Origin of the sequence: Curtobacterium sp. MCJR17_020, assembly GCF_003234365.2 — a bacterium.
Lineage (GTDB): Bacteria > Actinomycetota > Actinomycetes > Actinomycetales > Microbacteriaceae > Curtobacterium.
The window spans coordinates 2,931,062-2,948,567 of record NZ_CP126260.1; the positions used below are offsets into that span (position 1 = coordinate 2,931,062).

The window sequence follows — 17,506 nt, forward strand, 5'->3', positions numbered from 1 at the left end:
CCCACACATTTCGTTAGAAGGAAGATCATCATGTACGACGTCGTTATCGTCGGAGGCGGACCCGTGGGCATCTTTGCCGCCTGCGAGCTGAAGCTCGCGGGTGCGAACCCCCTTGTCCTCGAACGCCTCCCCGGAATCAACCAGTGGGACAAGGCGCACGGCTTGACCGGGCAGGTCGTCCGACTACTGGACCACCGCGGCTTGTTCGAGCGGTGTGCTGGGACGGCGGTCCCGGAGCCTGCTCCGGGCTTCTTCTTCGGAGCACTGCCATTGCCGCTACATATGCTCGGCGACCGCAACCCGATGTACCTGCTCCACATCAACCAGCGCGACCTCGAGCGCGTACTCAACGACCGCGCAGCAGAACTCGGCGTTGAGATCCGTCGCGGCGTCGAGATGCGCTCCTTCACCCAACACGACGACTCCGTCACCGTCGACGTTGTCGACGTCGCGACCGGAGCTGAGAGCACCGTGTCGGCGCAGTACCTAGTGGGTAGTGACGGGGCGCGGAGCACTGTGCGGAAGCTCTCCGGTATCGGCTTCCCCGGCAACACCGACCACCACATCGTGGACCGCACAGCCCTGATCGCACCAACTGAGCAGCTGACGCCCGCCGGCCCCGGGAAAGTGCATGTTGCGGGTCTGGGAGAGATCGCGGAGAGCTTCCACCGCACTGAAACCGGCGTCGTCACCATCGCCCTCCGTGACCCGGAGCACCCGCTGGTCTACACCGCGGAATGGGAGGACCAGCCTGACCGCAGCTTCCCCGGTGAGGGAGCAGCCATGACATTGACCGAGATGGAGGACAGCCTTGAGCGCGTCCTCGGCGTCCGCCTCGACCTCCACGCGCCGGCCGACGGTGAGCCGACGTTGCTGCGCCGTCTGACCGGTCGGAACACCCGCGTCGCGGACCGCTACCGCGACCGGCGGATCTTCCTCCTCGGCGATGCCGCACACGTGCACTCCGCCGCAGGCGGACCCGGCCTGAACCTCGCGCTTCAAGACGCGGCGAACCTCGCCTGGAAACTCGCCGCCAGCCTCCACGGCTGGGCCCCCGCGGGCTTGCTCGATACCTACGAGACAGAGCGCCGCCCGCTCGGACAACGCGTCTTCATGCAGACCCAAGCGCAGACCGCGCTCATGGCGCCCGGCTCGGATGTCACAGCCCTCCGCGACCTCTTCGCCGAGATGCTCGCCGACACGACCACCGTGCAGCGCGTCGCAGATCTCCTCGCCGGCTCGGACGTCCGCTACGACATGGGCCCCGCGAACCCCGACGGCCCCACCGGATGGTTTGCGCCGTCAACACAGGTCGAACTCGCCGACGGGACCATCCGCAGAATCCCGGAACTGCTCCGCACCGCCCACCCCATCCTGCTCGACGTGACCGGCGCACACCAAGTCACCGTCGCCCCATGGAACGACCGCGTCGACTACGTGCCGCTGGCCACAACGCACGAACAGACCTCAATGCTGATCCGACCCGACGGATTCATCGCCTGGTCCCACACCGACCCCGCCTCCCTCACAGAGGCACTCTCCGCCTGGTTCGGAACACCCGAACACGGCTCTACCGGAACGGTGTAAAGCGTGAACCTCGACGTGATCGGAGCCGCGATCGTCTCGATCAGCGGCGCGCTCTTCGCGACCGCTTCGATCTGGTGTCTGATCGGTCTTTTCCTCAAAACACGAGCAAAGCCTGTGCTCCCAGCAGCTTCCAGAGCCCACCTGTTCACGTCGGCATTGACGGTCTTCGCCGGGCTCGTGGTCCACATCATCGGCTTCTTCCCCGAAGCCTTCGTGCTCATCTACGCGGGTGCAACGTCAACGCTTGTCGCCGTCTTCGTCGCACGTACGACGGAACGCACTACTCCCCGCCGGGTCACGGGACCAGCACTACTCACGGCAAGCGGGATCGTCGCGCTCACCATCGGGCTGCTCATCTGACCGCTAAACAGTCCCAGGTGGGCGAAAGTACGTGCGCAAGAACGTGCCATTCAGCGTGCTCACCTACAGTGAGGCCGACGGACCCGGCCCGGCTTGAACGGGCAGCCACCCTCGCCGTGCTGCGGGCAGCACGCACCCTTACCGGATAGATGCGCTTTGTGCGGGTTCACGGCGAGAACAGCGCCTCGGAGACGAGGCGCCTGGTGCGAGCGGATTCCGACTCCGTCCCGTCATCCGTGCGTCAGCGCGGCCGGCGCCACGTGATCACGTACCGCCACAGCGGGTGTCGGCGGTACTCGGACCCCATCAGGACCGCATGCACGATGTGCTGGACCTGGGCGTACGAATGCGGTGGCGGCCAGCACGTCGGCGCGGAGTGCTCCCAGTAACCGCGCCGCCACGAGAACCAACGATGCTGGGCGACACCCGCCACCCCGAGCACGTGATCACGCAGCCGGGTGGGCTTCGCGAGTCCGACGACCACCAGGGCGCCACCTGGCGCCGTGAGGTCTGCGAGCCGCGCAAGCCCGGCTGACAGGTCCGGCAGGTGGTGCACCGTCGCGACCGAGGCCACCACGTCGAACTGCTGACCGAAGTCGTGTCTCATCACGTCACCGTGCAGCCAGTGGATCCCGGTGTCGGCGTTCGCAGTGCGGGTGGCGCGCAGAACGTCCGCGTCCAGGTCGATCGCCGTGACGTCGAACCCCGCGTCGTACAGGTCACGGGCGAGCAGACCGTTGCCGGTCCCGACGTCCAGAGCGGTGCTCGCCCCGTCCGGCACGGCGTCGAGCACCCGGGCGTGGAAGTGCGTGTTGTGGTTCCAGCGCCGCTCCGGACTCGGGACGTCCTGGGTCACGGGCTGCTGGACTGCGGCACGGTCCAGGTTCCGCGCAGGGTGGTCAGCAAGTGGTCGATGTTCCGCAGTGCCCGTCGGGTCTCCCAGACGGAGTACGCGCACATCCCCATGAACAACACCAGGATCGCCCACCAGAACGGACTGACCGTCAGAGCTGCCCAGACCGAGAAGGCCGCGAAGACGACGACCATGATCGGGACGATGACCCGGTTGTTCCGGTAGCGCTTGCGGGTCGACTCGAGCTCGCGGGTCCACACGACGTGGTCGACGTCGTCCGGCAGCTCTCCGGTGCGGACGGCGCGTTGGATGGCGGCTGCGGTCTCCGTTCCGCCAGCTCGACGCCGGCGGTAGGCGATGAGGAAGCCGAAGAAGATCGTCATGAGGACGGCGTAGAAGAGCGACGCGATCGCGCGGGCGGCCAAACCGCCGCCGTCGGGGTTCGACGCCAGACCGATGGCGAAGTACAGTCCACCGACCAGGACGAACACGATGGGCAGCAGTGCCGGCAGCGGGAGTCGTCGAAAGCGGTCCACGGTGTCTCCTCGTCGAATGTTCGAGTGGTCCTCGGTTCCTCCACCATGCCGACGGTGCCCGGGAGGCACCTGAGCGGGCAGCCGCACTCATCGAGTGAGCAGAAGACGTCGGGTCCCGCGCGGGACCCGACGTCTTCTGCTCACTCGATGCGGCGCGCCTAGGGTGGGCGGGTGATGGACGACGGGCGCGCACGGGCAGCACTGGCGGAGGTCGCGGCGGCCGGGTGGGGCGACGCCGAGCCGCTCGTCGAACCCGGCGGCACGGCCACCCCGCGGCACGCCGCCGTCCTGATGCTCTTCGGCGCGCTCGACCGCACCCCCGGCGACCGCCCTGCCCTCGCCGCCGACGTCCCACGCGACCTGGACGTCCTGCTGCTCGCGCGTGCCACGACCCTGCGCGCGCACCCGGGCGAGGTCGCGTTCCCCGGCGGACGGATCGACCCGGGCGATGCCGACCCCGTCGCCGCTGCCCTCCGCGAAGCACACGAGGAGACCGGGCTCGACCCGACGGGCGTCGAGGTCCTCGGCACGCTGCCCGCGGTGCCGCTGGCGTTCTCGAACCACCTGGTGCGCCCGGTGTTGGGGTGGTGGCGCGAGCCGTCTCCGATCCGGGTCGTCGACGAGCGCGAGTCGGCCGCGGTGTTCCGGGTCCCCGTGGCGGACCTGCTCGACCCGGCGAACCGCGGGGTCACGGTGATCCGACGCGGTGGTCAGGAGTGGCGCGGGCCGGGCTTCACCGTCGATGCGGAGCACGGCGACGACGACGACCACGACGACCACCTGGTGTGGGGGTTCACCGCGATGCTGCTGGATGCGCTGTTCGACCGGCTCGGGTGGACCGAGAACTGGGATCGGGAGCGGGAACTGCCGCTCGATCGTCGACACTGATCCGGTCGGCACCGCCCAGCGGGAACGACAGTGGGTCGGCACGGACCGCGTCCACCGCGTGGGCGACGGCCCCGATGACGACGACGTCGCCGCCGAGCGTCGACGCCACCAGGTCGGGCACGGGGTCGAAGTGCCAGCCGTCGAGCAGGGCACGAGCCCGGTCGATGACGGCGACCGCAGGCTGGGCGATCGCACCCGCAACCACCACGCGGTCGATGTCGAGCAGACTGGCGAGCAGGACGCAGACGCGGGCCAGTCGGTCGCCGAGGCGGTCGACGATCGCCAGCGCCACGGTGTCGCCGTCCTGCGCCGCGCGGAACACGGCGGAGGCGCCGGCGTCCACCGCGAGCGGGCTGCCCGGCCGCACCTCGCCCGCAGCGACGGCCTCGGCGACCAGCGTCCGCGCCGTCGCGCCGATGCCGTCCGACGACCCGACTCCCTGGACGATGTCGAGCACACGCATCTCCCCCGCGCCGCCGTGGGCACCGCGGAGCAGCACACCGTCGACCACGAGGCCGCTGCCGAACCGCTCGCCGGAGAGCAGTGCGGCGAACGAGGCGTCCCCCGATGACGGCCGCTCGGCGAGCGCGGCGAGGTTCGCGTCGTTCTCGACCACGACGCGGCCGTGCGGGACGGCGTCGGCGAAACCCGGGTTCATCCGGTCCCAGAAGCCGCCGTCGTCCGGCGATGCCCCGCCGGCGTCGACCGGCGCGGGGATGCCGACCACGGTGACCAGGACGCGGGAGCGGTCGGCACCCGCGGCGGCGAGCGCGTCGTCCACGGTGTCGGCGAGGACTGCGAGCCGGACGGGGACCTCGAGCCCCGACTCACCGAGTGCTCCTTCGGCTCGACCGAGCACGGTGCCGCGCAGGTCGGCGACGATGGCGGTGACCCGGTGCTGTCCGGCGTCCACGCCGACGACGACGCCTGCGGCGGTGTCGAGTTCGTAGCGACGGGCGGGCCGACCGATCCGGTACTCCCCGGCGGCACGGGCGTCGTCGAGCTCGTGGAGCCAGCCGAGCCGGACGAGTTCCTCGCACGCGGCCAGCACGGTCGAGCGGGTCAGGCCGGTGGCGTCGATGGCCTCGGTCGCGGTGAAGGCGCCAGCGTCGAACGCGTGCGCGAGCAGTGTCTCGGCGCTCGTTCGACGGGGTGGCGGCATGCCGTGACCTTACCGCGCAGCGAGTTCCTTGCGTAATTAGATTTTGTCGCTAGATTTAGTCCCGCGGCCGGCATCGGAGCCGATCGCAGGACGGAACGGCAGGGCTGCCGGGTCCGGACGGACGGAGACGACGTGCAACCACACGCCACGACCAGGACGGCGGCATCGGTGAGCCGACGCTCGTTCCTGCTCGGAGCCGGCGGCATCGGAGCGGGCCTCGCGCTCGCCGGGTGCGCCCCGATCGGGTCCTCGAGCGCCAAGCCGGAGACCATCACGTTCTACGTCTCGAAGCCCGAGGTCATCGGGTACTTCGACGGCGTCATCGCGCAGTTCCACGACAGCCAGTCGAAGGTGCGGGTCGTCCGCGACTCGACCTCGAGCATGTCCGCGAACTTCGTCCGGAACCGGCCGCCGGACCTCGGCTGCTGGAACTACAACTTCTCGGTCGTGCCGTTCGTCGAGCACGGAGCCCTGACGGACCTCTCCGACCTGTCGCAGGCCGACACGATCAACCCGGACCTGTGGCCGCTCATGCAGCAGACCGCCGACTACCCGGGTCGCAAGAGCGCGCTGCCGTACTCGGTGACCGCCGCCTCGGTGATCTACAACAAGGCACTGTTCGCCGAGCACGGGCTCGAGGTGCCGACGACCTGGAGCGAGTTCGCCGATCTCTGCGGGCGCCTGCAGCAGGCCGGCATCGCCCCGATCTACGGGACGTTCAAGGACAACTGGACGATCGCGCAGGGCATGTTCGACTACACGGTCGGTGGTGCGATCGACACCCCGAAGACGTTCGACGCACTGCGACGCGAGGGCACGAGCGTCGGCAAGGACTCGTCGGTGTCGTTCGAGAAGGACCTGCGGACACCGATGGAACGCATGACCCAGCTGCGGGCATGGCACCAGGACGGTGCCGCCAGCCGCGGGTACGGCGACGGCAACCTCGCGTTCGCACAGGGCAAGGCCGCGATGTACCTGCAGGGGCCGTGGGCGCTCGGCGAGATCGCCAAGACGAACAAGGACATGGACCTCGGCACGTTCCCGCTGCCCGTCACCGACGACGCCGCGGACAACAAGGTGCGGGTGAACGTCGACCTGGCGCTCTGGATCCCGGAGGCGTCCCGCAAGCAGGAGGCCGCCCGCGAGTTCCTGACGTTCCTGATGCAGTCGAAGGTCAACGACAAGTACAACGCCGACAACAACGGCTTCGGTGTCCGCAAGGACGCTCCCCCGGCGTCGAACCCGGCGCTGACCGGCATGCAGTCGTACTACGACGACGCCGCCTTCTACCTCGGTGCGTCGCAGCTCATCCCCGCCGAGATCCCGGTCGCGAACTACGCGCAGTCGATCGCCTTCGGCGGCGACCCGCAGCGCCAGCTCCGCACCCTCGACGCCGACTGGGCGCGTCTCGCGCTCCGCACTGCCGCGTAAGGAGACGTCCCATGGCAACCACGACCACCGAAGCCATCACGACGGCGGACCGCCGCCGACGGGGCGGAGCCGCCCCGGGCCTCCAGTCCGTCACCCACAAGCGGAAGCGGATCGAACCGCTCTTCCTCGCCTTCTTGCTCCCCACCCTGCTGCTCTTCACGCTCGCCATCACGCTGCCGGCCGTGATGGGCATCGTGCTCAGCTTCACGAACTCCGTCGGCTTCGGTGAGTTCCGCTTCATCGGACTCACGAACTACGTCGCGGTGTTCTCCGACCCCGCGATCCTGCAGGCGTACCTGTTCACCCTCGGGTTCTCACTCGTCACCGTGATCGTCGTGAACGCGGTCGCGTTCCTGCTCGCCATCGCCCTGACCTCGAAGATCCGCGGCAAGATCGCCCTCCGCGCGGTGTTCGTGCTGCCGATGGTCATCTCGGGCATCGTCATCGCGTACGTGTTCTCGTTCCTGTTCGCGAACAGCCTGCCGGCCCTGGCCAGTGCCATCGGATTCGGTCCGCTCGAGCAGAGCATCCTGGCGAACCCCGACCTGGCGTGGGTCGCCATCGTGATCGTCACCGCGTGGCAGGCGATCCCGTCGACGCTCCTCATCTACATCGCCGGGGTGCTGTCCATCCCCGGCGAGGTCTACGAGGCAGCGGCCCTCGACGGCGCGAGCGCGTGGCGTCAGCTGATCTCGATCACCGCGCCGCTGACGGCCGGCTACATCCTGATCAACCTGGTGATCGGGTTCAAGAACTTCCTGAACTCGTACGACATCATCGTCGGCCTGACCGACGGTGGCCCCGGCACCTCGACCACGAGCGTCGCGATGTCGATCTTCAAGGGCTTCAACGGCGGCGACTACGCCTACCAGATGGCCAACGCCACGATCTTCTTCATCATCGCGGTCGTCATCGCCGTGATCCAGCTGCGGGCGACCCGCGGGAAGGCAGCGCTCTGATGACCATCCAGACACCCCTCCGTCCGGGGACGACGAAGACGGGCAGCATCAGATCGGTCGACGCCGACCGGACCGCCGGCCGCCGGGGCGGCCGGTCCAACTGGCCCGTCACCGTCGTCCTCGTGCTCTGCGCGCTCTCGATCCTGGTGCCGCTCTACGTCACCCTGACGATGGCGTTCAAGACGACCGGCCAGGCCGTCGACGGCAACGCGTTCTCGCTGCCGGCACCGTTCAGTGTCGACGGATTCGTGCAGGCGTGGGAGCTCACCGACTTCCCGCGGGCGTTCGGCGTCTCGGTGCTCGTCGCCGCGATCACCGTCGTCGGCACGATCCTGCTCGCGTCGTTCACGGCGTTCGCGATCGCCCGGAACTGGGACCGTCGGCTGTTCCGCTGGTCGTTCTTCTACCTGCTCGCCGCCATGTTCCTGCCGTTCCCGGTGCTCGCGCTGTCGCAGGTGAAGCTCACCGGCCTCGCACACCTGGACAACCCGTTCGGCGTCGCGCTGCTGCACGTCATGTTCCAGCTGTCGTTCAGCGTGCTGCTGTTCACCGCGTTCCTGCGGTCGATCCCGGCCGAGCTCGAGGAGAGCGCTCGCATCGACGGCGCGAGCACCGGCCAGGTGTTCTGGCGGCTCGTGTTCCCGCTGCTGGCACCGATGAGCGCGACCGTCGGCATCTTCGCGTTCCTGGCGTCGTGGAACGACTTCGTGATGCCGTCGCTGATCACCTCGGACCCGGCGTTGCAGACCCTGCCGGTGCTGCAGCAGATGTTCCAGACCCAGTTCAGCAACAACTACAACGTGTCGTTCGCCTCGTACCTGATGGCGATGGCCCCGGCGATCATCGTCTACCTCGTCACCCAGCGATGGGTGATGGCCGGTGTGACCCAGGGCGCCATCAAGTGAGCAAGACGACCGACCCGGCCGGTACGACCGAACCGACCGACACCGCCACGAACATCGAAAGGCCCGTCGTGACCGACACCCTCGCCCAGCCCGCCACCACCAGCGCCGACGAGACCTGGTGGCGCCAGGCGAGCGTCTACCAGATCTACCCCCGCTCCTTCGCGGACGCGAACGGCGACGGCATCGGCGACCTGCCCGGCATCACCGAACGCGTGCCGTACCTGGCGTCGCTCGGTGTCGAGGCCGTCTGGCTCAGCCCGTTCTACCCGTCCGCCCTCGCCGACGGCGGCTACGACGTCGACGACTACCGCGACGTCGACCCGAAGCTCGGCACGCTCGACGACTTCGACCGGATGGTCGAGGCGCTGCACGCCGCCGGCATCCGGGTGATCGTCGACGTGGTGCCGAACCACACGAGCGACCGGCACGAGTGGTTCCGCGAGGCCCTCGCCGCGCCGAAGGGCTCCCCCGCCCGCGACCGCTACGTCTTCCGCGACGGCACCGGGCCGTCCGGCGAACAGGCTCCGGCCGACTGGATCTCGATCTTCGGCGGCCCGGCGTGGACCGCGGTCGGCGACGGCCAGTGGTACCTGCACTCCTTCGCCAAGGAGCAGCCCGACCTCAACTGGGCGAACCGCGAGGTCCGCGACGACTTCCTGCACACCCTGCGCTTCTGGTCGGACCGCGGCGTCGACGGCTTCCGCATCGACGTCGCCCACGGGCTCGCGAAGGACCTGCCGTCCGGGGCCCTGCCGACCTGGGAGGAGCTCGCAGAGATCCCGAAGGACGGCTCGCACCCGCTGTGGGACCGCGACGACGTGCACGAGATCTACGCCGAGTGGCGGACCGTGTTCAACGAGTACACCCCGGCACGTACCGCGGTCGCCGAGGCCTGGGTCGCCGCCGACCGCCGCGCCCGGTACGCCAGCGCCGACGGTCTGGGGCAGGCGTTCAACTTCGACCTGCTCGAGGCCGACTTCGACGCCGGGTCGTTCAAGGAGATCATCGAGTTCAACCTCGGTCTGGCCGAGCAGTCCGGCTCGTCGACCACGTGGGTGTTCTCGAACCACGACGTCGTCCGGCACGCGACCCGCTACGCGCTGCCGGCGCGGAACGGCTCCCCCGACAAGCAGGGCGCCGCGTGGCTGCTCGCCGGCGGTTCGCAGGAGGCCCTCGACCGACCGCTGGGGCTGCGCCGAGCGCAGGCCGCGACCCTGCTCGAGCTCGCGCTGCCCGGCTCCGCCTACCTGTACCAGGGCGAGGAGCTCGGTCTGCACGAGGTCGGCGACATCCCCGACGCCGACCGCCAGGACCCCGCGTTCTTCCGGAACCCGGGCGTCGACGTCGGCCGCGACGGCTGCCGTGTCCCGATCCCGTGGACCCGGTCCGGCCCGTCGTTCGGCTTCGGCTCCGGGACCGCGCACCTGCCGCAGCCGGCGTGGTTCGCGGACGCCAGCGTCGAGGCCGAGGACACCGACCCCGACTCGACCCTGAACCTGTACCGGAAGGCCCTCGGGCTGCGCGGGCAGCTGCAGTCCGAGGAGCACCTGGAGTGGCTCGAGACCGGCCGCGACGACGTGCTCGCGTTCCGACGCCCGAACGGGTGGACGAGCGTGACGGTGTTCGGTGACGGGCCCTACGAACTCCCCGCCGGCGAGCTGCTGCTCGCCTCGGCACCGGTGGCAGACGGTGCCCTCACGGGCGTGGGGACGGCCTGGTTGCGTTCCTGACGCAGGGTGCGCGTCGTGGACGCGACCAGGTGGCGGACGGGCGCGCCCCGCTCGGCGGGGCGTCGTGGACGCGACCAGGTGGCGGACGGGCGCGCCCCGCTCGGCGGCAATGCGAAGCATTGCGCGGGGCGCGCCGACCGAGCTTGCGAGGGAGGACGGTGCAGGCAGGCACCGTGCCTCCCGTCCGCCGTGGCGTCACCATCTCGGGCCGCGACGGGCATCCGAGACGTCAGCCGCTGCCGGTAGGGTCGCCGCATGAGCGGGGCGACGATCAGCGTGCAGGACTTCGTCATGCGGTTCGGGGACCGGAACGTGGTCGACGGACTGTCGTTCGACGTCGCCGCCGGCGAGACGTTCGGCCTGCTCGGCAGCAACGGCTCCGGCAAGACCTCGACGATCCGTGCCCTGCTCGGCATCACCACACCGACCGCCGGCACCCTGACCATCGACGGCCAGCCCTACCGGCCCGCCACCGGTGGCATCGGGTACCTGCCCGAAGAGCGCGGGCTCTACCGCAAGGAATCCGTCATCGACGTGATGTCCTACTTCGGACGGCTCCGCGGGCTGCGCGGCCCCGAGGCGACGGCCTGGAGCATGGACTACCTGGCCCGCGTGGGCCTGGCCGACCGCGCCAAGCTCCGCGTCGACAAGCTCTCCGGCGGGCAGCAGCAGAAGGTGCAGCTCGGCATCACGATCATGGACCGGCCGCGGCTGCTCATCCTCGACGAACCCACGAAGGGCCTCGACCCCGTCAACCGTCGGCTGCTGCTCGACCTGGTCGACGAACGGAAGGCCGACGGTGCGACCGTCATCCTCGTGACCCACCACATGGACGAGGTCGAGCGACTCTGCGACCGGATCCTGCTGCTCAAGGACGGCACCGCTGCCGCCTACGGGTCGATCCCCGACGTGCAGGACGCCTTCGGCGGTGCCGTCGCCCGGGTCGGCCTCGACGGCCCGGTCCCCCGCTCGCCGCTGTACAAGCTCGCGCGGCACGAGGGGCACGTCGCCTACCTCGTGCCGACGTCCGCCGCGGCACCGGACGGTGCCGACATCCTCGCCGCGCTAGTGGCGGACAGTGTCCGCGTCACCGCGTTCGAGATGCGTCGGATCCCGCTCGACGAGATCTTCGTGCAGGTCTACGGCCACGACGCACTCGCCGCGGCTTCGGTTGACGGGGTCGCCGCATGAGCCGCCTCGGCACCGTCGTCCGGTTCGAGTTCGTCCGCGCGGTGAAGAAGCCCGCGTTCTGGATCGGCACGCTCGCGCTGCCGGTCGTCATCGTCATCGTGTCCCTGCTCGTCGGCATCGGACAGGCAGCCGGCACCGACTCGGTCGTCTCGGGCTCGTCGGCCACGAAGACCCCGTTCCGCTACGTCGACCACTCCGGGCTGGTGTCCGAGTCCGTCGCGGCGAAGTGGGGCGGGTCGCCGTCCACCGACGCCGACGCGGACCGCGCCGCCGTGCGTTCCGGGGAGCTCGACGCCTTCATCTCGTTCCCGTCGTCCCCCTCGACCTCGCCGATCACCGTCGACGCCGCCGACCGCGGCCTGTTCGCGAACGGTGGCTACTCGTCCCTCGCCGAACGGGTGCTCGAGCAGAGCATCGCCGCGACCGTCGACGACCCCGAGACCGTCGAACTCCTGCGCTCGCCACCGGCCACCGACGTCACGACCTACGCCGACGGGCAGGTCGCGCCGGGCTGGCTGTCGATCGTGCCGCCGTTCCTGCACGTCGCCGCCTTCTTCGGACTCGTCATCCTGCTCGCAGCACGCATGGTGACCGTCGTGGTCGAGGAGAAGGAGAACCGCATCTCCGAGATGATCCTGACCGCCGTCACCGCCGGCGACCTGATCCGCGGCAAGGTCATCGCGATGCTGCTCGTCGGGTTCGTGCAGGTCGGGGTGTTCGTCATCCCGGGGCTGGTCGGGATGCTCGCCGTCCTGCCACTCGTCGCCTCGCAGCTCGGCGGGCTGACGATCGACCCGTGGCGGATGCTCGTCGGTGCGCTGCTGCTCGTCGGCGGCGTGCTGCTGGCGTCCGGGCTGTTCGTCGCCGTCGGTGCAGCGGTGCCGTCGATCAAGGACGCCTCGGCACTGCAGTCGGCCGCGATCTTCGCCCTGATCATCCCGCTCTACGCGGCGTTCTTCGTGATGACCACCCCGACCTCGCCCGTCGCCGCGTTCTTCACGTACTTCCCGACGTTCACGCCCGTCACCGCCATGGTGCGGAACGCCGTCGGCTCACTGAGCGTCACCGAGTCGGTGGTCTGCATCGTCGAGGTGTTCGTCGCTGCCGGGCTGCTGCTGTGGTTCGCCGAGTACCTGTTCCGGCACTCGGTCGCGCAGTACGGGTCGAAGGTGACGCTGCGGCAGATCGTGTCCTGGCGGCGGCGGTCGGTCTCGCGTTAGGGACGGCTCTGGGGTTCCCGCTCGGGCTCGCGAGCTTCCTGCTGCTGCGCTGCCGGTCGCTGGCGCCCTGGCGTCTCGCGCTCGGGGACGTCGGCGTCGAGGTCCCACGACGGCAGCTCGTGCTGCTTCCAGCCCTGTCGGAGCGTCCGGACCGAGCGGTCGAACTCGACCATGACGTCGATGTGCGGCCGGACGAGCATCTGGATCTGCAGCCCCTCGTACACCGCGAGCAGCTGCGTCGCCGCCTGGTACGCCGGGATCGCCGATTCCTCGGCACCGTTGTCGAAGTCACGCTGTAGACCGTTGCTGAGCTGCTCGACGTACTCGTCGAAGCGCTTGCGGAACAGCTCGGCGAACCCGGACTCTGAGCTCGCGACCGTGATCACGCCCGCCAGGACCCGGACGAGGCCCGGGTCGGCGACGTCCTCGGCCAGGGTCAGCCGGACGTGGTCGATCGTGCACGCCGGCGGAGTCTTCCGACGGGTGCCCCGCAGCTGCGTCCACCGGTCGTAGGTCACCAGCAACAGCGCTTCCCACGCGGGGAACAACCGCTCCACGGTCTCGAGCGGGATGCCCGCGACCTCGGCCACGACCGAGGCGTCGACCGCGTCGAAGGAGTGCAGCCGGTAGGCGCGGATCGCTCCGCGGACGGTGCGCTCGGCGAGGGACTCATCGTCCTCGACGCGTTCGCCGTGCAGGGGTTCCATCGGACCATCCCATCGTGTGCGGTACCCCATTGTCTCGTCCCAGACCGGGGGCCGTCACATCCGCGCCGGGTCGTCGTGGACCAGTTCGGTGTGGGCGGGCCGTTCAGCCGACCGTGACGGGGGCTGCCGGGGGCTTCACCCGCTGGTTCATCCAGACGAAGAAGCCGGTCAGCGTGAAGACGCCGTAGAAGACGTACATGAGACCCGACGCGTAGTAGCCGGCCGAGAACAGGAGCGGGACGCCGACCAGGTCGACCGCGACCCAGATGAGCCAGAACTCGACCCAGCCCTTCGCCATGCCGTAGGTCGCGAGCAGCGAGCCGACGAAGATCCACGCGTCACTCCACACCGGCTCGTACGACCCGAGGGCGCGGAACACCGGGGTGAGCAAGGCGGTCCCACCGACCATGCCGACGACCAGCAGGACGCGGGTCCGCCACGACGCCCAGTGCGGTTCGATCACGGAGGACGTGTCGTCGGGACGGTGCGTCCAGCGGTACCAGCCGTAGATGCTCACGATGATGAACATCACCTGGCGGCCGGCCTGACCGAGCAGGTTGACCGGGTTCGGGGTGTCGAACAGTGCACCCATGAAGACGGTGAACAGGAGCGCGTTGCCGACCAGCCCGATCGGCCACGCCCAGACCTTGCGGCGCATCCCGCCGAGCGCGCTGAGCAGCCCGAAGACGTTGCCGATCACCTCGCGCCAGAGCACCGTCTGGTCGCCGATGACGATCTGCGCGTCGAACAGCCAGCGCACGATGCCCATGGGTCCCTCCTCGTTTCCGGTCGGTGCAACGGTCCGGGAACGCACGGCATTCCGATCACGATCGGGGTACAAACATGTCCTCCACAGGGAGGACAAAAATCACCCCCGTTCTGGGTGCATGCAAAAGCATCTTGCGGCTTGTCCGCACTATGGGGGACGAGTAGCGTCGTCACCAGAGCGAGTCCAGCCCGCCCGAGCAGCAGATCTGCGCTCCGGAGCCCGGCGACCACTCTCGGCACCGGTCAGCCGCGACCCCTCACCCGCGAGGTCGATGACACCGTCCCACCGGCACGACGACCCGAATCACGAGCCGGTGGTGCTCAGCGCGCCCCGAAGCGCAGAACGGACCACTCCCCCATGCACAAGATCGTCACCGGCACCATCGCCGGCGCAGCCGGCATCGCCCTCCTCCTCGGTGGAGCAGGTACCTTCGCCCTCTGGAACGCCAGCGCCTCCAGCGCCGCGTCCTCGGTGAGCTCCGGCACGCTGACCCTCAGCGCGAACAACGACGGCGCCTGGACGGACATCACCAACGGCCGCTCGACCGCGATCAACCCCAGCACCGCCCTGATGGTGCCGGGCAACACGTTCCAGTTCACGCAGACGCTGAACATCGGCGCGACCGGCCAGGACCTCAAGGCGAACCTGACCTACGCCAGCCAGTCGATCACCGGTGACTCCGCACTCCTCGCCGCGACGCAGAAGACCCTCGCCGTGACGTCCTCGAGCGCCACCGTCGTGCAGTCCACGTCGAACGCGAACACATTCGTCGTCTCGCCGTCGGCATCGACCTCGACGGTCAAGGTCGTCTTCACGATCACGCTGCCGTCCTCGGCGACGACCGGGCAGAACGGGTCGATCAACGTCGGCGCCCTGGCCTTCACGCTCACCCAGACCGCGATCGGTTCCTGATCCACTGATCGCACTGACGCGGGCCACGACCGGCCCCTGATCCGCCGGTCGCGGCCCGCCCGGGCTCTTGTGGCCCGTCTGGGCCCCTTGTGGCCCGTCTGGGCCACTTGTGGTCCGCACCAGCAGAGGCTCACGAGCACCAGGGGACGCACATGACCGGGACACCGAGGACGACGGGCCGCCACCGCGCGGTGCGACGTCACCGTTGGATCCTGCCAGTCGCGCTCGCCCTGGTCATCGCCGTCGCCACGGCGCTCCTCGGCGTCGGGGGAACGTACGCCCTCTGGAACGGCACCGCCAGCACCGCTGCCACCACCGTCAAGTCCGCGACGGCGACGATCACCGTCGGCACCCTGTCGACGATGAACACGACCGTCCTCGGACCGGGTACCGGAGTCACCGGCACCTTCGCCGTGAAGAACACCGGTTCGATCCCGCTGTCCATGCGCGTCGCCACGACGACCACGAAGGTCGCCTCCGCGACGAACGCGTCGTCGGCGGCCGTGCTCGGCGAACTGACGCTCCGGTTGACCAACGTGTCATCAGCTGCGGCCTGCACCGCCGGGCTGTCCGGTGCGAGCGGCCGTCTCGCAGCCTTCGACACCGGCAGCAGCTCCTTCACACTGCAGCCCGGTGCGAGCTCCGTCGGCTGTGTCGAGCTGGTCCTCGACGCCGACGCGCCGCAGAGCGTGTCCGGCGCCGTCACCGACTTCACCCTCACCGTCACCGGAACGCAGGTCTCCGCATGAACCGCCGACTCCGGCTCGTCGTCGCCGTGCTGCTCACCGCCGTCTTCGTCGGCGGTGGGTCGAGCGCCGCCTGGGCACTGTGGAGCGCGTCCGGCACCACGGCCTCGAGCGTCACCATCGGCAAGCTCTCCGCCTCGATCGCCGGCACGAGCGCGCTGACCACCACCTTCTCGTCCACGGTGACGTCGGTCACGAAGCCGATCACGCTCACCGACTCGGGCACGATCGCCGGCACCGCGACGACCACCGTGTCCGTCGTCTCCGGCAGCTCGACGGCGCTCGCCCAGGCCGTCACCGTCGTCGCGTGGCCCGTCGCCGCGACCGCGGCGTGCACGACGAACACCGCGGTCGGCAGCGGCTCGGTCACCGGCACCTGGGCGTCATTGCCGAGCATGACGTCCAAGCTCGCCGCCGGCGCTTCGGCCATCTGGTGCACCCGCAGCACGCTCAAGTCCTCGGCCCCGGCATCCGCCACGGCCACCGTGAACGTCAACCTCACCGTGGCGAGCGGCAGCTGGACCTCGGGCGTCGTGCAGGGTGGCTTCACCCTGACCACCCCGGCGACGGCCGCGGACACCGGTCCCGCACTGGTCTGCACGGACCACGACGGCTGGTACGTCGAGGTGCGCTGGGACGCCGCGAACCGACCGAAGGACACCTGGTACGGCGCCTTCGTCGGCACCACCGCGGTCGGCCAGAAGGCGCAGGACTACTCGGCGTTCATCACCATCGCCCCGAACGACGTCCCGGCGAGCGCCGGCACCTCCGGGACGCTCACCGTGACCGTCAAGGTCCTCGACAGCGCCGGCAACCCGACCTCGACCGTCGCCGGCAGCGGCCCGGTCACGCTCTTCACCCAGAACAACGGCGCGGCGATCCGGTGTGGCGCATGACCCGCGCGACCGCCCGTCCCGAACGTGCCGAGCGCTCCGGCGCGCGCGCCGTCGTGCACGCCGTCGTCCTCGGCGTGAGCACCGGGCTGCTCCTGCTCGTCGCGGCCCTCGCCGTCGTGCTCATCGTGGTGCCCAAGGCCACCGGCTCGATGCCGCTGACGGTCTTGACCCAGTCGATGGAGCCGACGCTGCCGCCGGGCACCCTGCTCGTCGTCCGTCCCACCGCCGTCGACGACATCGAGGTGGGCGACGTCGTCACCTACCAGATCGTCTCCGGCCAGCCGGCCGTCATCAGCCACCGCGTGGTCTCGGTGTCCTCGGCGTCGAACGGCGAACGCACCTTCGTCCTCAAGGGCGACAACAACGCGGAGGCCGACCCGCACCCCGTCTCCGCCGCGCAGATCCGGGGCGTCGTCTGGTACAGCATCCCCGAGATCGGAGTCGTCAACCAGCTCGTCAACGTGTCGCGGAGCTGGCTCATCCCGACCGTCGCCGGGGTCCTGCTGGCGTACGGCGGCGTGATGATCGCGATCGGCACCGTGACCGCTGCGCGCCGCCGACGGTCGACGGCCGGGCACGGGCGACGTGCGACGACCGGTCACGGGCGCCGCAGCGCATCGCACCGGGGCTCGGGGCAGGCCCCGGTCTAGGCTC

General features: G+C 69.7%; 18 protein-coding genes. 13 read left to right on the forward strand and 5 right to left on the reverse strand.

The features are described 5' to 3' along the window. Window positions 1-30: 30 nt before the first annotated feature. Together DEJ14_RS13860 and DEJ14_RS13865 are read left to right on the forward strand one after the other, a co-directional pair. Entirely contained in the window at window positions 31-1,587 is a 1,557-nt protein-coding gene (locus DEJ14_RS13860) for an FAD-dependent monooxygenase (RefSeq protein WP_111084425.1), read from the forward strand. A 3-nt stretch (window positions 1,588-1,590) separates the two neighbouring features. Continuing rightward, entirely contained in the window at window positions 1,591-1,947 is a 357-nt protein-coding gene (locus DEJ14_RS13865) for a hypothetical protein (protein WP_111084426.1), read from the forward strand. A gap of 241 nt (window positions 1,948-2,188) precedes the next feature. Here DEJ14_RS13865 and DEJ14_RS13870 read toward each other — a convergent pair whose 3' ends face one another. Continuing rightward, window positions 2,189-2,803, reverse strand: a complete 615-nt coding sequence (locus tag DEJ14_RS13870) for a class I SAM-dependent methyltransferase (RefSeq protein WP_111084427.1) — start codon at window positions 2,801-2,803, stop codon at window positions 2,189-2,191. After that, window positions 2,800-3,336 carry a hypothetical protein gene (locus tag DEJ14_RS13875; protein WP_111084428.1) on the reverse strand — a complete coding sequence of 179 codons (537 nt, stop codon included), beginning with the start codon at window positions 3,334-3,336 and terminating at the stop codon, window positions 2,800-2,802. The genes DEJ14_RS13870 and DEJ14_RS13875 overlap by 4 nt, the downstream gene beginning before the upstream one ends. Before the next feature lie 174 nt (window positions 3,337-3,510). Between DEJ14_RS13875 and DEJ14_RS13880 the strand changes: the two genes are divergently transcribed. Then, window positions 3,511-4,224, forward strand: a complete 714-nt coding sequence (locus DEJ14_RS13880; protein ID WP_111084429.1) for an NUDIX hydrolase — start codon at window positions 3,511-3,513, stop codon at window positions 4,222-4,224. Here the strand turns inward: DEJ14_RS13880 and DEJ14_RS13885 are convergent. Next, window positions 4,130-5,386, reverse strand: a complete 1,257-nt coding sequence (locus DEJ14_RS13885; protein ID WP_111084430.1) for an ROK family protein — start codon at window positions 5,384-5,386, stop codon at window positions 4,130-4,132. The two genes, DEJ14_RS13880 and DEJ14_RS13885, sit on opposite strands and share 95 nt — an antisense overlap. A gap of 132 nt (window positions 5,387-5,518) precedes the next feature. On the opposite strand from DEJ14_RS13885, the gene DEJ14_RS13890 reads away from it, so the two are divergent. From DEJ14_RS13890 to DEJ14_RS13915, 6 genes are all read left to right on the forward strand, one after another. Then, the gene (locus tag DEJ14_RS13890) at window positions 5,519-6,817 is read left to right on the forward strand and encodes an ABC transporter substrate-binding protein (protein WP_111084431.1); all 1,299 of its coding nucleotides are present in this window, start codon (window positions 5,519-5,521) and stop codon (window positions 6,815-6,817) included. An 11-nt stretch (window positions 6,818-6,828) separates the two neighbouring features. Beyond that, window positions 6,829-7,776 carry a carbohydrate ABC transporter permease gene (locus DEJ14_RS13895; protein WP_111084432.1) on the forward strand — a complete coding sequence of 316 codons (948 nt, stop codon included), beginning with the start codon at window positions 6,829-6,831 and terminating at the stop codon, window positions 7,774-7,776. Beyond that, a complete protein-coding gene (locus tag DEJ14_RS13900) occupies window positions 7,776-8,681 on the forward strand; it encodes a carbohydrate ABC transporter permease (protein ID WP_111084433.1) in 906 nt (301 codons plus the stop codon). The genes DEJ14_RS13895 and DEJ14_RS13900 overlap by 1 nt, the downstream gene beginning before the upstream one ends. Before the next feature lie 68 nt (window positions 8,682-8,749). Beyond that, on the forward strand, window positions 8,750-10,411 hold the full coding sequence (locus DEJ14_RS13905) for a glycoside hydrolase family 13 protein (RefSeq protein WP_111084499.1): 1,662 nt from the start codon (window positions 8,750-8,752) through the stop codon (window positions 10,409-10,411). Between the two features lie 255 nt (window positions 10,412-10,666). Then, window positions 10,667-11,602, forward strand: coding sequence for an ABC transporter ATP-binding protein (locus DEJ14_RS13910; protein WP_111084434.1), 936 nt, complete (start codon window positions 10,667-10,669; stop codon window positions 11,600-11,602). Continuing rightward, on the forward strand, window positions 11,599-12,822 hold the full coding sequence (locus tag DEJ14_RS13915) for an ABC transporter permease (RefSeq protein WP_111084435.1): 1,224 nt from the start codon (window positions 11,599-11,601) through the stop codon (window positions 12,820-12,822). The genes DEJ14_RS13910 and DEJ14_RS13915 overlap by 4 nt, the downstream gene beginning before the upstream one ends. Here DEJ14_RS13915 and DEJ14_RS13920 read toward each other — a convergent pair. Together DEJ14_RS13920 and pnuC are read right to left on the reverse strand one after the other, a co-directional pair. Beyond that, a complete protein-coding gene (locus tag DEJ14_RS13920; RefSeq protein WP_111084436.1) occupies window positions 12,819-13,529 on the reverse strand; it encodes a TetR/AcrR family transcriptional regulator in 711 nt (236 codons plus the stop codon). The genes DEJ14_RS13915 and DEJ14_RS13920 overlap by 4 nt on opposite strands. Before the next feature lie 103 nt (window positions 13,530-13,632). Next, window positions 13,633-14,298: a nicotinamide riboside transporter PnuC gene (pnuC, locus tag DEJ14_RS13925; protein WP_111084437.1), complete on the reverse strand. Its 666-nt coding sequence runs from the start codon at window positions 14,296-14,298 to the stop codon at window positions 13,633-13,635. A gap of 357 nt (window positions 14,299-14,655) precedes the next feature. Here pnuC and DEJ14_RS13930 point away from each other — a divergent pair, with 357 nt between their 5' ends. From DEJ14_RS13930 to DEJ14_RS13945, 4 genes are all read left to right on the forward strand, one after another. Further along, window positions 14,656-15,210, forward strand: a complete 555-nt coding sequence (locus DEJ14_RS13930) for an alternate-type signal peptide domain-containing protein (RefSeq protein ID WP_111084438.1) — start codon at window positions 14,656-14,658, stop codon at window positions 15,208-15,210. Window positions 15,211-15,362: 152 nt separating this feature from the next. Then, window positions 15,363-15,959, forward strand: a complete 597-nt coding sequence (locus DEJ14_RS13935) for a TasA family protein (protein WP_111084439.1) — start codon at window positions 15,363-15,365, stop codon at window positions 15,957-15,959. Beyond that, window positions 15,956-16,852, forward strand: coding sequence for a hypothetical protein (locus DEJ14_RS13940; protein ID WP_111084440.1), 897 nt, complete (start codon window positions 15,956-15,958; stop codon window positions 16,850-16,852). Before DEJ14_RS13935 ends, DEJ14_RS13940 begins: the two co-directional genes overlap by 4 nt. Then, window positions 16,849-17,502 (forward strand): signal peptidase I, encoded by a 654-nt coding sequence (locus tag DEJ14_RS13945; RefSeq protein WP_111084441.1) that lies wholly within the window; start codon window positions 16,849-16,851, stop codon window positions 17,500-17,502. The genes DEJ14_RS13940 and DEJ14_RS13945 overlap by 4 nt, the downstream gene beginning before the upstream one ends. Window positions 17,503-17,506 lie beyond the last annotated feature (4 nt).